The organism is Actinophytocola oryzae (genome assembly GCF_004364325.1).
Lineage (GTDB): Bacteria > Actinomycetota > Actinomycetes > Mycobacteriales > Pseudonocardiaceae > Actinophytocola > Actinophytocola oryzae.
The window spans coordinates 23,786-45,003 of record NZ_SOCP01000034.1 but is presented as its reverse complement, the minus strand read 5'-3'; the positions used below and the strand labels follow the sequence as shown (position 1 = coordinate 45,003).

The 21,218-nt window shown below is 69.6% G+C and carries 16 protein-coding genes; 13 read left to right on the top strand and 3 right to left on the bottom strand.

Annotation, left to right across the window (positions count from 1 at the left end; genetic code table 11):
- Positions 1–339 precede the first annotated feature (339 nt).
- Positions 340–1,329, top strand: coding sequence for a DUF1996 domain-containing protein (locus CLV71_RS46410; RefSeq protein ID WP_208298064.1), 990 nt, complete (start codon positions 340–342; stop codon positions 1,327–1,329).
- A gap of 3 nt (positions 1,330–1,332) precedes the next feature.
- Here CLV71_RS46410 and CLV71_RS46405 read toward each other — a convergent pair whose 3' ends face one another.
- The 3 genes from CLV71_RS46405 to CLV71_RS46395 are packed head-to-tail and all read right to left on the bottom strand — an operon-like array spanning position 1,333 to position 3,866.
- A complete protein-coding gene (locus CLV71_RS46405; protein WP_133909373.1) occupies positions 1,333–2,019 on the bottom strand; it encodes a carbohydrate-binding protein in 687 nt (228 codons plus the stop codon).
- Between the two features lie 6 nt (positions 2,020–2,025).
- On the bottom strand, positions 2,026–2,685 hold the full coding sequence (locus CLV71_RS46400) for a response regulator (RefSeq protein WP_133909372.1): 660 nt from the start codon (positions 2,683–2,685) through the stop codon (positions 2,026–2,028).
- On the bottom strand, positions 2,682–3,866 hold the full coding sequence (locus CLV71_RS46395; protein WP_133909371.1) for a sensor histidine kinase: 1,185 nt from the start codon (positions 3,864–3,866) through the stop codon (positions 2,682–2,684). Before CLV71_RS46395 ends, CLV71_RS46400 begins: the two co-directional genes overlap by 4 nt.
- 294 nt (positions 3,867–4,160) lie before the next feature.
- On the opposite strand from CLV71_RS46395, the gene CLV71_RS46390 reads away from it, so the two are divergent.
- From CLV71_RS46390 to CLV71_RS46335, 12 genes are all read left to right on the top strand, one after another.
- The gene (locus tag CLV71_RS46390; RefSeq protein ID WP_133909370.1) at positions 4,161–4,973 is read left to right on the top strand and encodes an Asp23/Gls24 family envelope stress response protein; all 813 of its coding nucleotides are present in this window, start codon (positions 4,161–4,163) and stop codon (positions 4,971–4,973) included.
- A gap of 121 nt (positions 4,974–5,094) precedes the next feature.
- Positions 5,095–8,760 (top strand): nSTAND1 domain-containing NTPase, encoded by a 3,666-nt coding sequence (locus CLV71_RS46385; protein ID WP_166664543.1) that lies wholly within the window; start codon positions 5,095–5,097, stop codon positions 8,758–8,760.
- A 51-nt stretch (positions 8,761–8,811) separates the two neighbouring features.
- The gene (locus CLV71_RS46380; protein ID WP_133909368.1) at positions 8,812–9,078 is read left to right on the top strand and encodes a hypothetical protein; all 267 of its coding nucleotides are present in this window, start codon (positions 8,812–8,814) and stop codon (positions 9,076–9,078) included.
- 56 nt (positions 9,079–9,134) lie between these two features.
- A complete protein-coding gene (locus CLV71_RS46375) occupies positions 9,135–9,824 on the top strand; it encodes a hypothetical protein (RefSeq protein WP_133909367.1) in 690 nt (229 codons plus the stop codon).
- A gap of 29 nt (positions 9,825–9,853) precedes the next feature.
- Positions 9,854–10,516 carry a YwqJ-related putative deaminase gene (locus CLV71_RS46370; RefSeq protein ID WP_133909366.1) on the top strand — a complete coding sequence of 221 codons (663 nt, stop codon included), beginning with the start codon at positions 9,854–9,856 and terminating at the stop codon, positions 10,514–10,516.
- A gap of 481 nt (positions 10,517–10,997) precedes the next feature.
- Positions 10,998–12,779: a serine/threonine-protein kinase gene (locus CLV71_RS46365; protein WP_166664542.1), complete on the top strand. Its 1,782-nt coding sequence runs from the start codon at positions 10,998–11,000 to the stop codon at positions 12,777–12,779.
- Between the two features lie 135 nt (positions 12,780–12,914).
- Entirely contained in the window at positions 12,915–13,640 is a 726-nt protein-coding gene (locus tag CLV71_RS46360) for an FHA domain-containing protein (protein ID WP_243867518.1), read from the top strand.
- 216 nt (positions 13,641–13,856) lie between these two features.
- Positions 13,857–16,064: a septum formation family protein gene (locus CLV71_RS46355; RefSeq protein ID WP_133909363.1), complete on the top strand. Its 2,208-nt coding sequence runs from the start codon at positions 13,857–13,859 to the stop codon at positions 16,062–16,064.
- Entirely contained in the window at positions 16,061–17,134 is a 1,074-nt protein-coding gene (locus CLV71_RS46350) for a serine/threonine-protein kinase (RefSeq protein ID WP_243867516.1), read from the top strand. The genes CLV71_RS46355 and CLV71_RS46350 overlap by 4 nt, the downstream gene beginning before the upstream one ends.
- Positions 17,131–17,664, top strand: coding sequence for a hypothetical protein (locus CLV71_RS46345; RefSeq protein ID WP_133909362.1), 534 nt, complete (start codon positions 17,131–17,133; stop codon positions 17,662–17,664). Before CLV71_RS46350 ends, CLV71_RS46345 begins: the two co-directional genes overlap by 4 nt.
- Entirely contained in the window at positions 17,657–20,140 is a 2,484-nt protein-coding gene (locus CLV71_RS46340; RefSeq protein ID WP_133909361.1) for an Hsp70 family protein, read from the top strand. Before CLV71_RS46345 ends, CLV71_RS46340 begins: the two co-directional genes overlap by 8 nt.
- Entirely contained in the window at positions 20,137–21,087 is a 951-nt protein-coding gene (locus CLV71_RS46335; protein WP_133909360.1) for a hypothetical protein, read from the top strand. Before CLV71_RS46340 ends, CLV71_RS46335 begins: the two co-directional genes overlap by 4 nt.
- Positions 21,088–21,218: the final 131 nt, after the last annotated feature.

Sequence of the window (21,218 nt, the reverse complement as noted above, 5' to 3'; positions counted from 1 at the left end):
ATAGACCTAACAACCGGGCCGATCTCTTTGACGGCCTCATACTCGGGAGTGTAATGGTGATCCGTTCGAGTGTCGTGTCCGCCACCGCAAAAGAGCCGGAGTCGGCCCGACGCGGTCTGTACACAGCGGACACTGAGCGGGTCCCGTCGTCCCCCCTCCACGCGGTACCCCGTCGTCGATTTGGGCCCTGTACCTGCGGCTGCTGGGACTTTTGACTCACGACCCGCAGGCGGCGGCGACCTACCTTTCGGCTGGGAACGTCGTTTCCCGCGAGTGAAGGAGGAACCTGTGTCAGGTGACAGGAGAAGTCCGCGTCGGGCAGTGAAGCCGGTCGACAGAGTGACACCTGCGGGTCGGCTCTGGCTGGTCGTCGCAGGCGCTGTGCTGGCGGTGGTCGGGGCTGTGGTGGTGCGGGGCGGGGACACGGAGGCGGTTTCGGCGTCCGGGCACCAGCACGCCGGCATGACCATGGCGGCCGGTACGTGGATCCCGGTGGACCAGGCGAAGTGGAACGCGCAGCTGGCCGCGTTCCGGGCGATGACACCCCGACCGGTGCCGCCCAACGCGAACCGCAACGCCGAGTTCAACGCCACGTGCACGTACGGCCATTCGGCGCCGGATGACCCGATCGTGTTTCCCGGGCAGCCGGGGGCGTCGCACATGCACTCGTTCATCGGCAACGACCGCACCAACGCGAGTACCCAGTTCGAGGACCTGATGCGGTTCACCGCGTCGAGCTGCCAACCGCTGCAGGACCATTCCGCGTACTGGGTCCCCACGCTGTACGAGCGCGACCAGCCCGTTCAGCCGAGGCAGGTGGTCGTGTACTACGGGTCGCTGCTCAGTGACAAGTCGCGGACGGTCCCGCTGCCGCAGGGACTGCGGATGGTCGTGGGGGACGCCATGCGTCAGGTGCCGACCCCGGTCGGTGCGGTCAACCAGTTCTACTGCGCGGGTGGCCCGCTGGACGGGGCGAGCCGCAGCCGGGACGGCAACTGGCCGGTGTGCCAGGGCGGCACCCTGCACTTCACGATGCGCTTCCCCGACTGCTGGGACGGCCAGCACCTGGACAGCCCGGACCACAAGAGCCACGTCGCGTGGGGTGTGGGCGGCCGGTGCACCGAACAGTTCCCGGTGCCCATCCCGGCGATCACGTTCTCCATCTCCTACCCGACCAGCGGCAGCGTGGACGGTTTCCGGCTGGCTTCGGGGATGGCCTCGTCCATGCACGGTGACGTGTTCGCCGCGTGGGACGAGGACGCGATGGGGCATCGAGTGAAGGACTGTGTCGTCCAGGTGGTGCAGTGCAACACCGCCGGGCAGTACTGACCGCTAGCTCAGCACGATCTCGTTGATGTCCGGTGCCGAGCCGGTGTCGTTGAAGAACCTGATCCAGCTGTCCCCGGCGGGCACGAACACCTCGAGTGTCGTGGTCGCCGGGATCAGCAGGCTCGCCGCACCGGCGAGCTGTCGGGTCTGCGTGGTGCCGTCGTTCACCGCGACCTTGAGCGTGCGCGGTTCCTCTGTCTCGTAGACGATCGTCAGGGTACGGGTGCCGGCCGTGGGCACCGCGGCGACGCGGACGGCGAGCAGGTTCGGCCCGCCGATGTAACCCACCCGGCTGCCGCCGCGACAACTCGCGCACTCGATGACGCGTGCGCCGGTACGGAGGTTCGCCGGATCGGCCGCGTGCACGGTGATGCTCTGGAAGGCGGGCGGCGGGGATGACGTCACCGGGGCCCGCGGTGGCGGTTCTGCCGCAGGCGGCGTACCGGGTGAGGCGGCGGCCGACAGGGTGACGACGGGCGGCATGACGAGAACGGGCGTGGTGACAACGGAAGGGGGAGTGGTGGACGACGGTGGCGGCGTCACCGGAGTGGGCGGGGGGAACGGCACGACCAGCGGCGACACGAGTACCGCCGTCGCCGCGACCCCGACGGCGAGCACTGTCCACCCCAGACGCCGCAGCAACACCCGGCGGTCGCGGGCACCTTCCCGGTCCGACCCGTCCTGTTCCACCGCGGCCTACCGCTTGCTCGTCCAGCGCAGGACGGCCTCGGTGCGGTTGCCCACGCGCAGCTTCGCGAAGGCGCGGTGCAGGTGGTTCTTCACCGTCTTCTCGGTGACCACCAGCCTGCGCGCGACGGCCGCGTTGGACAGCCCTTCCGCCACCAACGCCAACACGTCCTCCTCGCGCCGCGTCAGTCCCAACCGGAGGCGGTGCAGGCGCTGCCACTCGAGCTGTTCGTGTGCCGCCCGTTCACGGTCTGCCTGCTCGCGTACGGCGGCCACGGCGACGGCGGCGGCAGGGGCGGAGAGCCACCCGTCACCACGGGCGACCGCGAGCACCGCCCTGAGCAGCTCGTCGGGACCGAACTCGCCGTGCACCAGGTAACCACGCGCGCCGCCGCGCAGCATGCCGCCCACGAGCCCGGGATCCGCGTCACTGGTGAGCACGAGCACAGTGGTGTACCGGCACAGTTCGCCGAGCACCGACAGCCCGTCCGCGACGGGCATGCGGTGGTCCAACAGGGTCACGGCGGGGCGCAGCCGCCGCGCGAAGGTCAGCGCCTGTCGCCCGTCCCCGGCTTCGGCCACGACCCGCACGGCGTCGGTGCCGTCGAGGAAGCCGCGGATCGCCGCCCGCACGATCGGGTTGTCGTCGACGACCAGGACGTCGGTCATGACGCGAGCCGAGCAGGGAAGGCGACGGGCACCGACACCTCGATCGTCGTGCCGTGACCAGGCTTCGACGTCACGGCCAGCACGCCACCGGCGTTGCGAGCACGCTCCGCCATGCCCACGAGGCCGTAGTGGTTCGCGGTGGTGAGGACGGACAGGTCACCGGGCACGCGGAAGCCGCTGCCGTTGTCATGCACCCGCAGCCGGAGGTGATCGGTCAGGGTGAGGGTGACCGTGACCTGTCCGGGTTGGCCGTGCTCGACGGCGTTGCGCAGGGCCTCGTGGAGGATCCGACTCAGTTCGTAGCGCACGCCGGCAGGCGGGTCCACCGGCACGGCGGTGAGACTCACCGGGATCCCGGACAACGTGCCGCAGTGCGCGCAGATCCGCGACAGTGTGGTGGCGAAGTCCTGGTCAGGTGCGTCCAGCCGAAGCCCGGTCAGCAGTTCGCGTGCTTCCCGCGCGGCTGCCATGGCCCCGCGGGACACCGTGCTCGCCAACTGCTCGGCGAGCTCGGGCTGTCTGCGCAACGAGGACGGCAACGCGAGCGCGGCGAACGAGACGCCACGCAGGGTCTTGCCGACCGAGTCGTGCAGTTCACGGGCGAGCCGCGCCCGCTCGGAGGCGGCCGCCGAACGCTGGGCAGAGGCGACCACGTCCACGGAGAGGTCGACGTACCGCACGAGGGCGCCGGTGGCGACCGCCGCCGCGATCCCGGCAAGGATCTCGATCGGCGGAAACGCCAACGTGAACACGGTGATGTGCGGGCTCGAGGCGCTGGACCGCAACAGGTGTCCGGCGACCGCGTAGCCGAGCGCGGCGTGCAGTGCCCAGAGCCCCAGCCCACGCAAGCCGAGCACCACACCGCCAAGCGCACAGGCTCCGGCCGCGAAGCAGAAGAAGGGCACCCCGCCCCCGCAGACGATCAGAACTCCCAGCACCACGATCGAGTCCACCGCGACCACGGGCACCGGATGCCGCACCACCGAGGGGTGGCGAGCGAGGACCACGAGCGCAGTGGCCGTGGCGACCACGACGACGACGAGAACGGCAAGTGCGGACCTCGGATCGGGAAGAACCCGCAACCCGACACCGGCGGCCGTCAGGGTGAGCGCGGCCCGCCCGAGCAGCACGGCACGCCCCAACGCGGCGGCAGCCACGACCCGGTTCGCGGGGAGAGTCACGCGCCCAGCACCTCCCACCACTCCACATGACCTCGTCGTCAGCACTGAGGGTGACTGAACTGTAGCGCAGATCGACCCTGCTGTGAGAGCGCTCTCTCAGCGTTCGCGGTCTCGCCCCACGGCACCAGATTCGGCACAGTTTCCCCGCTACCCGTAACGAGATCGGCCGGTCACGGGAGCGACTGGACAAAGAGAGCCCAAAGGTGGGGGTATGTGACGGGGATCACGATTGGTCCCCCTATCATATCGCCGTCTGCTCGCTCCCTTCCCCGCTCCCGAAAGGGGTCCCCACCCATGTCCGACATCATGAACAACATCTTCGGTCGTTCCCGGAACGAGTCGTCCGCACCCACTGAGCACGCCGCGGTCGGGACCACCGCACCGGTCGAACCTGTCCAGTCGGACCTGGCCGTGAACCAGGAAGCCAGTGACACCACGGTGATCGACGCCGACCCGGCAGGCGACCCCACCGCCACCGAGGACGCCGAGACCGCGGAGCACGCCGACGCCGAGAACGTGGACGACGCCGAGGACACCGACGCGCCGGGTGACGGCGAAGCCACCGACGAGACGGCCGTAGACGCAGACGCCGAGAACGCCGACGCCGAGAACGCAGACGACGACGGCGAAGCGGTCACGGACGTCACCGAGGAGAGCGACGAGACCACCGAGAACGCGGCCGACGACACCGATGACGACGCGACCGCGGAGCAGGCCGAGGACGCCGTGACCGACGTGGAGAACGACGACGCCCCGGTCGCGGAGACCGAGGCCGTCGTCGTGCCCGTCGTGGTGGAAACCCGTGCCGCCGCTGACACTCGGGGCAGCACGACCGTCGGCGACGGCGTCGTCGCGAAGCTCGTGCACATGGTGGTCCGTAGGACCGGCGGTGTGCACGACCTCGACGAGGAGGGCAGCTCGATCGCCGTGGACGACGACGTCGCCACGATCAAGGTCTCGCTCGTGGTCGAGTACGGCCACGCGGTCAAGCCGCTCGCCGGGCAGATCCGGGTCGACGTGATCGAGGCCGTCGAGCAGTTCCTCGGTCTCGACGTGGCGGCGGTCGACGTCCACGTCAGCGACATCCACCAGCCGGACGCCCTCTGAGCTGAACGCGACTCGGTCCCGGGTGCGACGCCCACCCGGGACCGAGCCGGCGCCGCCGCTGGATCAGTGGTGGGACTCGTGTAGAGATGGGTGAGGCGACCAGGTTGGCAGGGGGATGTGTATGCCTCGCCCCGAGAGGGAGTTGGCCGGCTCCGGTCCGATCGTGTCGTTTGCCGCCGGGTTGCGGGAGTTGCGTCGACAGGCAGGTGGGCCGGGGTACCGGGAACTGTCCGCGCGGGCCGGGTTCTCGGCCGCGACGTTGGCCAACGCCGCCGGTGGGAACCGGCTGCCGAGCTTGGCCGTGACGCTGGCCTACGTCCGGGCGTGTGACGGAGACCCGGTCGTCTGGGAGCAGCTGTGGCGGCAGGCCGCCGCGACCCGCCCGTCGGAGGCGGACGAGGATCCGCCTTACCAGGGGCTGTTCAGCTACGGCGTGCACGACGGCGCCCGGTTCTTCGGGCGGGAAGCGATGGTGGCGCGGCTCGTCCGACTGTTGGAGCGGCAACGGTTCGTGGCGGTGTTCGGGGCCTCGGGCAGCGGTAAGTCCTCGTTGCTGCGCGCGGGGCTGGTTCCGGTCCTGTCCACTGTCACGGACAGGACCGGGGACGACGTGGAACCTGCCGGGCGTGCCGTCGTGCTGATGACGCCAGGCGGCGATCCCGAGACGGCGGCGACGGAGGCGATCGGATCGACACCGGCCGACGGCGAGCTGGTCCTGATCGTCGACCAGTTCGAGGAAGTGTTCAAGCTCTGCCCGGACCCGGCCCGGCGCACGGCGTTCGTGGACCGCATCGCGGCACTGGTCACAGATCCTGCCCCGAAGGCAACAGTGGTACTGGGAATCAGAGCGGACTTCTACGCCCGCTGCGCGGATCTGCCGGTGCTGGCCGGGTTGCTGGCCGGCGCGAACGTTCCCGTCCCGATGCTGACCGAGGACGAGTTGCGGGACGTGGTGACCAAACCCGCCGCCCTGGCCGGTTCGACCGTCGAACGCGCTCTGGTGACGAAGATCCTCACCGAGGCGTCCGGACAACCCGGCGCGCTGCCGCTGCTGTCGCACGCGTTGTTGGAGACGTGGCGACAGCGCCGAGGTGACGTGTTGGGCGTGACCGGCTACGAGGCCGCGGGCGGGGTGGCAGGCGCGATCGCCCGCACCGCGGAAACCCTCTACGACAGCTTCGACGACGACCTGCGCGACACCGCGCGGCAGGTGTTGATCCGGCTCGTCGCGTTCGGCGAGGGTGTCGAGGACACCCGCCGCCGGATCCCACGCGCCGAGCTGGACCTGCCCGGCGTCGACTCGGTACTCGACCGGCTCGCCGCGGCCCGGCTCGTCGTGCTCGGTGAGGACACCGTCGAGATCGCACATGAGGCTCTCATCCGTGCCTGGCCACGACTGCGACGCTGGCTGACCACCGACCGGGAAGGTCTGCGCACGCACCGACAGCTCGGCGAGGCGGCGCAGACGTGGATATCGCTGGACCGCGACCCTGGCGCGTTGTACCGGGGTGCTCGACTCGCTGTCGCCCGTGAGTGGGCCACCCGCAACGCCGGGCGCGCCGCCACGACCGCGACAGAACGGGCGTTCCTGGACGCGTCGATCGGCCTGGCCGACCGGGAACGTGCCGCCACCGCCCGCCGCCAGCGACAGCTGCGCTACCTCGTCACCGCGTTGAGCGTGTTGTTGGTGGCCGCCGTCGGCGCCGGTGCCGTCGCACTCGTCCAACGCAGGGACGCGGTCGCGCAGCGGCAGACCGCGGTGTCCCGCCAACTCGCCGCCGAATCGCTAGGGCTGGCAGGCACCGAACCCGTCACCGCCATGCTGCTCGCCGCGCAGGCCTACCGCACGGCACCGACGACCGAGGCACGCGGTGCTCTGCTCGGCATGTCGCGCTTTCGAGGTCACCTCGGCAAACTCCGCGGCCATACCGGCGCCGTCTCCGAGATGGCCTTCCTCCCGGACGGCAACACGTTGCTCAGCGTCGGCCGCGACCAGAACCTCGTCCTGTGGGACACCGGCCGACGCGCCAGAAACGCGAGGCTCACGGGCCACCACACCTGGTTGACCGCCGCCGCCGTGAGTCCGGACGGGCACACGGCCGCCACCGGCGGTGACGACGACCAGATCGCGATCTGGGACCTCGACCGCCGTGCCCGCGTCGCGACCATGCCCAGCTCCACCGAACGGGTGCGGGACATCGTGTTCAGCCCGGACGGCCGCGTCCTGGCCACGACCGCCGACAACGAGGTGATCCTCTGGGACGTGGCCCGACGCACCCGCCTGACCACGCTGTCAGGTCACACGAAACCCGTGCGTGCACTGGCGTTCAGCCCTGACGGAGGCACCGTCGCCACCGCCTCAGAGGACTCGACGGTGATCCTGTGGGACATCAACAGGTCCGCTCCGGTGGCCACGTTGACCGGCCACGCGGAGGGTGCCTACGCCGCAGCCTTCAGCCCGGACGGCGCGATGTTGGCCGTAGGTGCCGACGACACGACCGCGGTCGTGTGGGACGTGCCCACCCGCACCCGGCTGACCACCTTCACCCACCACAAGTCCGGACAGATCCTGGCACTGGCGTTCAGCCCCGACGGCCGCACTCTCGCCACTGCCGGAGACGACACGGCGGTGCTGTTGTGGGACACCCGTCATCGGGTCCTGCGGGGGCGGCTGACCGGTCCCCGCACGGCGGTCTACACCATGGCGTTCAGCCCAAGGACCTCGATGCTCGCCGCCGGCGGCGAGGACGGCTCCATCCTGCTGTGGGATCCCGACCAGCCTGCCGTCGCCGAACACCCCAACATGGTGAGCGCTGTGGCGTTCGGTCCCGGCGGTCACACCGTCGCCACGGCGAGCGGCAACCGGACAACCCTGTGGAACACCACCGACCGCAGCCTCCGCGCGGTCCTCAGCGATGGTGCGGTGTTCACCAACGCCGTCGCCTTCAGCCCTGCCGGCCACCTGCTGGCCACCGTCACCCAGCCGTTCCCCTGCTGCCCGGACGGTGCCGAGGGCAACACACTCACCCTGTGGGACCTCGACACCGGCATCCCCACCCGGCTGACCGGACACACCGGGCAGGTACTCAACGTCGCGTTCAGCCCCGACGGCCGCCGCATCGCCACCGCCAGTGTCGACCGGACCGCCCGCATCTGGGACGCCGCCACCGGCGCGGTGCTCAGGACGTTGACAGGGCACGCCGGAGCGGTCAACGGCGTCCAGTTCAGCCCTGACGGCCGGCTGCTGGCCACCGCAGGCCACGACCAGACAGTCAAGCTCTGGAACCCTGTCACCGGGGCGCTTCTCGCCACGCTCACCGGCCACACCAGCTGGGCAAGAACCGTCACGTTCAGCCCGGACGGGCGCCTCCTCGCCTCCGCAGGCCACGACCAGACCATCATCCTTTGGGACGTCGCCACCCGCACCCGGCTGACCACCCTCACCGACCACGCCGACGCGGACTTCACCGGCGTGGCGTTCAGCCCGGACGGACACACGCTCGCCTACACCAGCGGCGAAGCGACCATCACCCTCTGGGACATCCCGCGCCGGGCCATCACGGCCCGCCTCACCGGCCACACGCAACCCGTCCACGCCATCGCGTTCAGCCCCGACGGGAGCACCCTCGCCAGCGCGGGCTCAGACCAGACCCTGATCCTCTGGGACGTCAATCCCGAGCAGGCGATCACCCACATCTGCACCGCGGCGAACCGAGATCTCACCCCCGACGAATGGCGCCACCACCTACCCGCAACGCCATACACCCATACCTGCACGAACAACTGAACGACGTCGAGGTCCGCGTCGACCGGCGCGACTGCCAGACCCCTCCGGTGGGTGGGCATCGACACCGATGACATCGACGCCCGTTATCCCGGCCTGCTCGGCGCGGTGACAACCGGTTGGCGGGACCCGCAAGTCGGCCCGGACTTCGTCGCGGCCGTCGAGCAGCAGTTCGGCGCGGGCCGCACCACTGCCGCGCTGGCCCGGAGCCGAGATCGCCGAGGCCTTCCGACACGGCCACCGCTTGGCGACGGCACGGACAGTTCCCTGACGGGCAGTGAATCCCGCCCCGAAGCGGTGCCTCGTCGAGGTGGGGTGTGACCATGGCGTGGCCTAGCGTGACTCTGTGTTGCCGGACACAGGGAGCGGATCGCACCATGGCTGTGCTCGAAGAGACCTGGGAATGGGTCTACCCGTCGTTGCGGGATCTCGAGGCCGACGTTGTCGAGAACCCCGATCGGACATGGGAGGAGCGGCGCGCCTACCTGGTCGAGCGGCTCGGTCTCACCGACCCGGCCGACCATCCGGTGGCCGAGGCGTTGGTCCGGTGGCTCGACGAGCTGCCGGACGACGATCGTGCCGTGCTGATCGGTGGTGAGGACCTCGAACGCCAGGCCTACGAGGTGATACGCGTGTTCGTCGACGCCGCCTCCGAGGTAGCCGGGGACGAGCCCGCGGACGAGTCCTACGACCAGGCGGCGTGGCAGTCCTTCCTGCTGGAGTACGGCCCGCACTGGGACGGGACAGCGCAGACGTGGGAACAGTTCCGGGACTGGTTCGACTACCACGGCCGTGAACGCGGCCTCGGTGTGCCGACCAACGGCCTGCTCGCGTATCTCGCGGCACAGTCGCCGGAAGAGCGAGTCGCCACCTTCGCCCAGTACGGCGTCGTGATCGCGGTGGCCCAGAACGCAGCCGAGAACTCGCCGCAGCTCCCGTCGGTGGCCGAGGTCGAGGACGCGCACATGTCCGACCTGCTGGCCGAGGAACCGGCGTTCGCGCAGATTCCCGAGGACCGCAGGCGTGAGCTGATCGCGGAAGCGCTCGGAGAACTGACCCAACGCTAGTCCACTGACTCACGAGGAGGTTTCGGGCAATGGAACCGAACGGCGAGAAGCTCGAGCTGGAGTTCAAGGAGGCCGTGCGCAAACGGGTGACGTTCAACCTGCCCGACGACGGTGACCGGGTGTCGGCGCTGCGTACCGTCGGCCCGCCTCAACCGGAGGGCGACTGGACGGACCGGACCGGAGCCGACAGCAACCACGCGGCCGAGGGACCCGGCCCGGCAGGCCACCCACTGCGTCAGCCCACGGCGCTCGAGAACGACTCCACCTACATGGGCGAGCAACTGGTCACCGACTTCAGCAAGGCGAAACGCCCGGGAATGTCGGGCGCGCTGCTGGTCGGCGATGACATCGAGGTCAGCTCCAGCATGAAGGGCGGCACCCCCGACCTGCACCCGCTGGTAGCCGAGATCCTCGACGAACTGGAGGGCGATGGCGGCAGAACCGGCCGCGGACACGGCCGCTGCGCCGAGGTAGGCGCGATCTCCAACCATCTGTGGATGATCGACCCCGACGCGACCATGACCCGCACGGAGGCCCAGGCGTACTTCGAGAGGCGCGGCGCGGCGACGATCGCGCACACCCTCACCGCGCAGGACACCCTCCAGGTCACGGCGGCGTGCCCAAGCTGCGAGTACCTCACCGACAAGCTCTGCGTGGCGACGATTCGGCGTCCGCCCCCGGACATGAGCTGACGCTTTCGGGCGTCGGCGCGGGCGCGGTATCGGTTGTGGGTGGGGGAGTTGACGAGGCCCCCCGGCGATGATGCGAGTCCCAGTGCACGGCGCACCGACACCCTTTCCTTTGACTACCGAATCGGTCGAACACCACCACACGACTGGCGTACCTCAGGAGCAGCGCCGTCACGCATCGTTGCTGTGCCAGGTGAATCGCGATCTCGTGTCGTCGGACATCACTTCCCGCGCGGCAACCAGTGCGGATCCTGGTTCGCGTTGAACCGCCTGTTTACCTTCGGTAGACAGGACGAGTGACGAGAGATGGCGGTCGGGGCGCACCTTTGCCGTGGAAGTCATCGCGCTCGTGGGCAAGTACCACTACGTTCTCCTCTTCGAGAAGGAGCTGTTCGCCGGCATGCCGCGACGGTCTGGGAGGATTCCCAGCGAAGTCGGAAAGCGGCTCGTCCGAACGGATACGACGCGACGAGGAGGGCGAATCGTGCAGACGGAGCGAGTCGTGGCCAACAGGTACCGGCTGGAAGAACAGATTGGCTCCGGGGGCGGCGGAATTGTGTGGCGGGCCACCGACGAACGCCTCGGCAGGCCGGTCGCGCTGAAGCGAGCCCTGGACGGGGACGGGGACCCGCGGCGGTTCCGGCAGTTGGAGCGCGAGGCGAAGCTGCTCGCCCAGTTGAACCACCGGCATGTCGTGACGATCTACGATGTGCTGGACGACAACGGCGAGTGCTGGCTGATCATGGAGTACGTGCCGGCGCGGAGCATGGCCGAGGTGGACGTCCTCGCCCCTCGGCAGGCGGCGAAGCTGGGCGCGCAGATCGCCGACGCGCTCGCGGCGGTGCACGCGAAGGGCATCCTGCACCGCGACATCAAGCCCGGCAACGTTCTCATGATCTCCGACGACGAGGTCAAGCTCGCCGACTTCGGCATCTCCCATGACGCCGCGGGTGACGCGACCGTGACCGGCTCTGGTCTGCTCACCGGGTCACCGGGGTACGTGGCGCCGGAAGTGGCCAACGGTGCCGCGCCGACGGCGGCGTCCGACGTGTTCTCGCTGGCATCCACGCTGTTCGCCATGGTGGAGGGCGAGTCACCAGTCGGGTCGACGACCGACGACATGCGGCTGCGCCTTCGACGGGCCGCCAACGGCGCCATCGCCTCGCCGCGCAGGAGTGGCCCGCTCACGCCGATACTGGAGCGAATGCTGCGGGTCGACGCCGGACAACGTCCCACCGCGGCCGAGGCGCACGAGATCCTCGCGGACGTCGCCGGCGTGCAGGCGACCCGGCGCGCGGAGCGCCCGAGGCGCGCTGGGCGCCGCAGGCTTGTCGTGACCGCCGGAGCGCTGGTCGCGGTCGCGGCATTGGTGGTGGCGAGCGGCATCGTGTTCTTCGATGAGCCCGGCACACCGATAGGGCCCGTGCTCGGTGCCGACGAGCGCACCGCCGATCCGTGCTCGCTGATCCGTGACGCGGCCTTGGACCCGTTCGGCAACCCCAACCTTGTCTCGGACGATTCCGGGTTCAACCAGTGCAACGTCATCGTCAAGGAGGACGGGAAGGAGGCGAACCTCAAAGCGTTGATCGACATCACACCCAGCGAGCCGTCGCCCGTGCAGTCACAGGACAAGGGGCGGTACCGGCTCGTGACCGAACCGGCGGGTGAGGGGTCCTGCAGCCGCCGGCTGCTGTTGCCCGACCGCTACGAGATCCGGCTCGAGGTGACCAGGGCCGACGCCATCGACGCCGACGCGTGCGCGATGGCCGACATCGCCGTCCAGAGCGCCGACGCGGTGATCACCACAGGACCGATTCCGGCGCGCTCACCCGGTAGCCAGATGTCGGACCCGGACTCCTTCAGCTGGAAGGACGCGTGCAGGGCCAAGGACTCGCCGTCGTTCCCGAATCGGCCCGGGATCGACCGCGAGAACCCGGATGTCGGCTTCGGTCGCTGGACGTGCACCTGGACCAGTACTACCGACGGGATCGTTTACGTCCTGCGCTTCACCCGGTCGAGGCCGTTGAGCAAGTCCGATGCGAAGAGTTTGCTGATCGACGGCCGGTATTCCGTGATCGGGGTTCCCGGAGACGCACCTGGCGACGACACGTGCGAGATCGACACGCACAACTTGACCTACCGGGACGCGTACGGCTTTCCCAAGGACGAGGTGTTGGAAACCACCATTGTCGGCAGGAGCCTGTCGCCGGACGAGCGGTGTGACCTCGCGATCCAGTTGGCCACCGCCTTCTTCCCGCCACGGTGACGTGGGAACCCTCCCGCGGGTTCCGGGCAGGCTGGTGGGCGTGCTGCTCCCACGAGGCGCCAGGAGGCGGACATGCGAGGAGAACGGCTGAACGAGCTGCCTGCGAACCACCACAGCCTCGCCCTCGGAGTCCCCGTGAGTGTCGCACCGAACAGGCTGCACGTGCTTGCTGCGACCGGCGGCATCACCGTCGGCTCCAAGGAGGGGCGGACCATCCTCTTCGGACGGAGCAGGCCGGATGTGCACGTCTGCGTCGGCGAGGACGACCTGCGCATCAGCAGGGAGCACGGGGCGCTCACCTGGCGTGGTGACCAGTGGTGGATCAGCACACTGGGTCGCCTGCCGTTGCGGCTGCCCGGGTCCCGCCTGCTGTTCCGGCAGGACGAGCCGATCCCGTTGCGGACGGGATACACCCCGCTGTTCGTCCGCGGTTCCCACGAACGACTGCACCTGCTCGAAGTGCACGTGCAACCCAGGGACGGTGACCGACCACCGACCGACCACCACGCGCCGACCATGCCTCCACGGACGTGGCACCTCACCCCCGTGGAGAAGCGCGTGGTCGTCGTGCTCGCCCAGCGGTACCTCCTGCACGAGAACCACCCGAATCCCCTGACCTGGCGTCAGGTCGCGGAACACCTCAACGAGATCCGGCCCACCGACGACTGGAACCACAAGAAGGTCGAGCGTGTCGTCGCCGAGGTGCGGAACCGGCTGAGCGGCCACGGTGTGTCCGGCCTGACCCGCGAAGAGGTCGGTGAGCCCATCGGGAACACGCTGAACCACAACCTCATCCGCGAACTGATGGAGAGCACCACTCTCGTACCACCGGACCTGCGCATCCTCGACCACGACGGCTGAGACCCGCACGGGGAGGGCTCGTGCACACGCTCGCACCGCCCTTCGCTCGGAGGAGCGTTCGCGACCTGACTCGCCGTCAACGGATCGCTGTCGGGACCCCTCCCGAACCCCTGCTGCCATGGTTGCGGACATGACGCCGACGGGAACCGCTTTCCAGAGCTGTCCTCGGCGAGCCGGATCGCGCTTTCCACGTATCACGTCGTGATTGGAGCAGGCGTGCGGGACGACGGGGCACGAGGGGAGCGGAGCCGGGCGGTCGCCGCCGCCGTCAGAACGGCGTTGCGGGACGTCGGTGGGCCGGATCTGTACCGGCACAACGCCTTCCGGCTCACCGGCCTGCCCACCGACGCGGGACGCCAGGCTGTCCGGCAGCGGCAGCGGCAGGTGCTGCCTGCGTTGCGCATGGGCGCGGACGTCGATCTCGGGCACGGTATCCCGGTCACCGCAGAGGAAGTGAACCAGGCGTTCGACCGCATTCTCGAGGATCCTCGGCGGCGGCTCGTTGACGAACTGTTCTGGTTGTGGGGAAGCGTGCACGGCGGCTGCGAGTGCACCACGAAGCTGCACGCCGACCACGACGCGGCGGTGCGGGCGCACTGCGCCGTGCTCGACCTGGAAGCCGATCCCCCGTTGGACGACCAGCTCGACGACATCGAGCGACTGTGGCGGGAGTCGGGCCGGTTGTGGGAACAGGTCCTGCGCCGGGACGGGTTCTGGGGGCACGTCCGGCACCGGATCGCGGCACTGGACGAGCGGCAGCTCGACGAGTCCGTCATCGACGTCCTGCGCGAGCAGGTCCCCGTCACCCTGCTACGGCCGTTGGTCGTCCTCGCCACCCGGGCAGACGAGGGAGACGAGGGCTGGCTGGCCGACGAGGCCCGCCGGTGGCCCCTGCCCGCGCGGATCGTCGACGACGAGCTGGAGGGCGCCGTGAAGCCGCTCTACGAGGAGGTGGAGAGCGCCACCACCACCGCGCGCGACCACTGTCTGTCCGACCGGCCGTCGCGCGCCGGGGAGATCATCCTCGAGGAGGTCGTACCCCGGCTGGAGCGGCTGACCGCGCTGGTCCCCCCGGCCCGGCATCGCCGTACCGGCACCGCGCGCGACGGCGCCGCCATAGTGCTCAACAACTCCGCGATGGCTCTGTTCGACAAACGCGGCCTGGTCTCGAAGTCCCGGGTGCGCGAGTGGCTGGCCACCGCCACGACACTCGCGTCGGATCCGCACACCGTCTCGGCCGTCGAGGACAACCGGGCGACTCTGAACCAGGTGTTGTCGGTCCTGGAGCACACCAGGACCCAGGTGGACCAGCTGGTCGAGGTCGGGCGCACCGAGGTGGCGCGAAGGATGCTGCGCGACCTCCGGCGGCGCCTGGCCGGATCGACCCTGGCCAAGGACATCGACCGGATGCTTGCCGAACTGGGTGAGGTGAAACCGGCCCGGGCCGCCCGGACGTCCTACGATCCAGTGCCGTCCCAACGAAACGGGTACGACCGACCCTACGGCGGTCACCCGGTTCGGCGCCGCCCGGTGGCACGGTTCTTCCGCAGGCTCGTGGCGTTCGCGGCGAGTGCCGCCGCCGTGTTCGGGCTCGGCGCTCTCCTGTGGCACTGGCTCAGCCCCTCGTTCCAGGTGCAGGGTGTGATCATCTATGGGGAGACGGTGTCCCAGAACGTCGAAGTGGGCACCTGTATACCGGAGAAGAACGACGTGACGGGCGATCTGGGCAACGTCCCGGTGGTCGTCTGTGGTGCCGAGCACTGGGGCGAGGTGCTGGGATACGTCCGGCTCGCGGCGACACCGTCGCCCTATCCCGGCACCGACCAGGCCCATCGCCTCGCCGAGTACCGGTGCAGGGAGCTGCTGGCGCGGCAGGGGCTTTCCCAGCGCCTCTACGGGGTCTGGCACACCTCTCCCGACAAGGACGTCTGGAACGACGGCGGACGGCGGTTCGAGAACTACGCGACATGCGTGGCGCACCGCCTCGACAACCGTCCATTGCCCACCAGGCAACTGGTTCACCCCGGTCGCGCGAAGCTGGATGTTCCGGTCCGGATGGGGGTGTTCGACTCCGACGTACGGACCAACGCGCCCGTGGGCACCTGTGTCAAGGACAAACAGAGCTTGGACGAGTCGGCCTGGGACGTACCCATCGTCGACTGCGACCAGTGGCACTGGGCGGAGATCCTGGGCTACCCCCAGTTGTACCGCCCCGAGGACCCCTGGCCAGGCGACGCCACGGTCTACGCGGCGGCTCGGACGGCATGCCAGCGGCTGGCCACCACGCGTGCCCTCCCCGTGGACTTCCGGGTGGACGTCCTGTATCCGGGGCAGGAATGGTGGCAGGAAGAGATTCCTAACATCTACGCCGCTTGTGTGGCAGCCCGAACCGACGACGGCACCTTCAAGGGCGGGACATCGTGACAGGGTTGCTCAACCGGGGTGACCACGTCACCGACACGCTCGTGGTCGACCGCAGACTCGGCGAGGGCGCGTTCGCCGAGGTCTACCGCGTCCGGCACGCGCACCTGGGCCCGCAGGCGTTGAAGATCTTCAAGCGGGTCGCCTCGGTCGAAGGCACGAAGGCGCTGCTCGGCGAGGCCCAGCTGCTGTCCACCCTGGGGCACCCCAACATCATCCGGGTCTTCGACGCGAACACGGTGCGGACGCCGGAAGGCATGCGCGGCTACTTCACGATGGAGTACATCCCCGGTGGGAACCTCGAGCAGCTGATCAGGGAGCACCGGCCCGCGGTACCGACGGAGATCGTGATCACGGTGCTCGAGCAGATCGCCGAGGGACTGGCGATCGCCCACGACCAGACTCCGCCGGTGCTGCACCGGGACGTGACGCTCGCGAACATCCTGGTCGGCCGCGAGGACACCGGCCCGAGGGTGCGGATCAGCGACTTCGGGCTGGCCAAGCGCGCGGACCCGGTCACGCGGCTGGCCGCCGCGCAGGGCACCTACGCGTTCATGGCGCCGGAGGTACTGCGCAACGAGGACTACTCGTGCGCCGGCGACGTCTGGTCGGTCGGCACCATCGCCTACCTGCTGCTCACCAACCGATTCCCGTTCGACGACGACGGGCCGTTCCCGTGGTTCTCCCGCACCGGCTTCAGCCGAGGGCCGCTTCCGCCGAGCAGCTACAACCCAGAAGTCGACGCCGAGCTGGACCGCCTTGTCCTCGCCGCGCTCGAGACCGACCAGCGCGACCGCCCCGCGACGGCCCGCGTGCTCGCGGACGCGCTGCGCGAGCGTCGTGCGGCCGCCGGAGACGATCGCACACCGGTATCCCACGCCGAACCCGCCACCACCGTCCCGCCGTGCGAGCGGGCCAGACGGCTCGCCGAGGCCGCGATCGCACTGTCGCGCGTTCCCGGCGAGTTGGCACACGCCGCCGATCTCATGGAGGAAGCCATCGACATCGCCTCCGCCTACCGGCGGCTTCACCAGTTCCGGATCGAACTCTGGCGACGAGGGGTGACACTGTGAGCCGCCAACTCGCGCGCCTGCGTGCGGAACTGCGGCAACGCAGGCACCACCGCGCCTTCCGGATCCCGCCACCGGTGTGGGACGAGCCGGTGCGTGCGCAGCTGGCCGGCCTGATCGCGGCCACGAAGCCGTCCGGCGACCCCCGGTCCGAACTGGACGACAGGGCGCTCGCCGCCGCCGTGACGGACCTGTGGCACGCCGAACGCAAACTCGGCCAGCCGACCGAGAACCCGCTCACCCTGACCCGCCAGGCCACGCGCTACCTGCGCGGCTGCCGCAGGATGCTGGCCGACGCCGGGCTGGTCATTCAGGACCACGACGGAGACCTGCTGCACCACGGCCGGTCCATCACGGTGCTCGTCTCCCACGAGGATCCCGCGCTCACCGACGAACTGGTCCTGGAAACCGTGAAACCGACCATCTACCTCCGCGACCGCCGCATCCAGAAAGGCGAGGTGATCGTCGGTCGCCCGCCGTCGGGCGGCGCCACGCGGCACGACACGGACCCTCCGAGAGGCGATCATGCGTGACACCATCGATTTCGGCATCGACCTCGGCACCACGAACAGTGCGATCGCGGTAGTAGAGGACGGCGCCGTCACTGTGATCAAGAACGAGGACGGGGCGGACATCACGCCATCCGCGGTCTGGATCCCCAAGCCCAACGAGATTCAGATCGGCCGCTGGGCTCGCAACGGTTTCGAGATCGACCCGGAGAACTACGCGTCGGAGTTCAAGCTGGAGATGGGACTCGCGGACGCCGGCAGGTCGTTCCACAGCGGGCAGGTGACCATGACCCCGCAGCAGCTGTCGGCCGAGATCCTCAAGGCACTCCGCGCGGACGCGGCGAGCCACTGCGGTGCCGCGCCCGACATCGCGGTCATCACGGTCCCCGCCGCCTTCGCGTTGAACCAGAACAAGGCCACGAGCGACGCGGCCACGCTCGCGGGCCTCGGCACGATGTGCCCACTGGTACAGGAACCGACGGCCGCCGCCTTCGCCTACGGCTTCCAGGAATCCGACGAGCGGGCCTACTGGATGGTGTTCGACTTCGGCGGCGGGACGTTCGACGCCGCGGTGGTCAGCAAGCGCGACGGTGACCTGCGGGTACTCAACCACGCGGGCGATCCCTACCTCGGTGGGAAACTGATCGACTGGGCGGTCGTGGAGCGCATCCTCGCCCCCGCGGTGAGCCGCGACCTCGACCTCCGGGACTTTCGCCGGGACAACCCCGCGTGGCGCGAGAACTTCGCGAAGCTGAAGTCCGCCGCGGAGACCGCGAAGATCCAGCTCTCCCGCCGCGACCAGGTCAACCTCCGCGCCGAACTGGCCACCGTGGAAGGGCGGAGCCAGACGTTCGAGTACGCGTTGCGTCGTGACGAGGTGGACGCGATCGCGGAACCCTTCTACGCCAGGGCCGTCAACCTGTGCCGCAGGGCGCTCGCCGAGGCTTCGCTCACGTCGGACGACATCGACCGCCTGCTTCTGGTCGGCGGTGTCACGCTCTCCCCGGGGCTGCGAGAACGGCTGAGCGACCCCCGGGAGGGGCTCGGCATCGAGTTCGCGCTCAACCTCGATCCGACCACGGTGGTCGCCCGAGGTGCGGCCATCTTCGCCAGCACGGTCCGTCGCCCGCGGTCGCGGCAGGCACCCCCGGCACCGGGCGAGTACGCCGTGGAACTGGACTACGAGCCCAGCGTCACCACGACCAGGCCCACCATCGCGGGCCGCCTGAGCGGTTCGGCCTCGATCGACTGGACCACCTACTCGGTGACCGTGAGCAACCCCGACGGCAGGCCGCCGTTCCGCTCCGGCCGCATCGCGCTCAACGCCGACGGCGTCTTCGTGACCGAGGTCGAGATCGACGAGCACCAGACCTCGAGGTTCACCGTCGAGCTGACCGACGAGACCGGGACACGGAGGAAGCTGTCCCCCAACAGTCTGTCGATCACGCACCGCGACGTGGAGTTCGGTGGCGTGCGGCTGGCACGGTCGCTGGGCATCCAGCTCGTCGACCGCACGTTCGCCCCGTTGCTGAGCAAGGGAACGACGCTGCCCACCGACGTCAGGAAGGTGTTCCGCACGTCGGACGCGTTCCACCGCTCCGACTCCGACGCGGTGGTCCGCATTCCGGTGATACAGGGCGAGCGTGACCGCGCGGACCGCAACCAGCAGGTCGGTGTGCTCGAGATCCGCCCCACGGATGTGCGCATCGACCTGCCGTCCGGCACGGAGGTCGAGGTCACCTTCGAGGTCGACACGTCGAGCCTGGTCACCGTGATCGCGGACGTGCCACTGGTGAAGGCGCAGTTCGAGGCGGAGATCAACCTCACCGACACCCGCACGCCGACCACGGAAGCGTTGCGGGAGATGCTCGACGACGCCGAGTCCCGCCTCGACACCCTACGGCGCACGGCCGCGACCGGCACGTCGTCGGACGCGCGGCAGCGACTGCGGAGGCTGGAGGAGGAGGGCACCGTCGCGACGGCCCGCGAGCAGGTGCGGGCGGCCCCGGTCGAGATCGGGGCGGCGGCGTCGGCCGAGGAACGCATCCGGGACCTGCAGGCGGAACTGGACGACGTCGAGGACGCCGTGCGACTCCCGCAGCTCCGGCAGGAACTGGACGAACTGCTGCTGCACGCCGAGGATCCCGTCGGGCAGTTCGGCGACGCGTCCGACCGTCAGGAACTCGCGGAGCTGCGGCGCCGCGCACAGGAGGCCGCCGAGGCCGGGAACCCCACTGCGGTGCGCGAGCTGATCGAGCGGGCCAACGTGTTCCTCGTCGAACTTGAGCGGCGCAGTCCGGACTGGCCGGTCAAGCTCTACTTCGGCCTGGTGGCGGCGCTTTCGGGTGCTGGCGTGCGAGGGGCGGACCAGCTCGTCCGGGAGGGCAAACAGGCCATCGCCGCCAGGGACGAGGCCCGGCTCCACGCCGTCAACCAGCGGTTGCTCCGCCTCCTGCCCGCCGAGGAAAAGAACAAGATCATCGGCTTGGTCGAGTCGTGACCGACGAGGTGCGTGCGGCGCTGGCGGCGCGGCTGACGGTGAGCCGGGCACAGTCCGCCGCACGGGCAGGCGACCTCGACAAGGCGGCCGGCCTCCTGACCGGCCTCGATCCCGCCGCGGTCACCGAGGCGACCCTCGACCTGCTGGCCAGGGTGCACGCACAGCGCGGCGACCTCGGCGAAGCGGACGAGTGCTGGGCGAGAGTCCAGGCGCTCACACCGGATCACCCGGCCGCCGCCGCAGGCCGGCGTGTGATCCGGGAGATCACCGAGGGCAGGCGTCGCGCCACACCACTCCTTCACACCGGCCGACTGGCGGCCGCGATGGCGGCCCTCGGTGTCCTGGCCGCCGGCGGCCTGGCCTGGACCGCCATCGACACGACGGACCCGGCCGCTCCCTCGGTCGACCTGGCTGCCCGGCTGCGTGCCGAAACCCGTCGTTCCGACAACCTCGAGGAACGCGTCTCGACGATGGAGTCGGAACGCAGGGCACAGGACACCGACACCGCGGAAGCGCGAAGCCACCTCAACGACACCCTCGCGGCGATCGCCGACGCGCTGGCCATGCCCGGCGTGTCGGTGAGCGTCCACGACTCGGACGTCCGGGTGCTCTTCGAGCAGGGCCTGTTCAGCCGTGGCACCGACATCACCGCCGAGGGAACGGCTCTGTTGGGGGAACTCGGCCGCAGACTGGCGACCATGGACGTGCTGACAACAGTGGTAGGACACGCGGCAGCGGTACCAGGAGGCCGAACAACGGGCGGTTCGACCGTCGCCCTGGCCAGAGCTCAGTTGGCAGCCAACCACCTGGCGGACAGTGGTGGCCTTCCTCTTACCGCATTCACCCTGACCAGCGCGGACCAAACACAGAACCCTTTCCCGGACCAGGCACGCAACCGCACCGTGTCCTTCCTGATCACGCCGACGAAGCTCACAACTCCGAAATGACGACACCGTCCTCCGTGCAGGCCACCCGTGGTTGGAATAACCAAGAGGGATCTTGGAAAGAGGCCGTCCTCGCCATACGGGCTGCGCCGTCGATCCCAACTCTCGCCACGAGGTTCCGCGCTACGACCCTC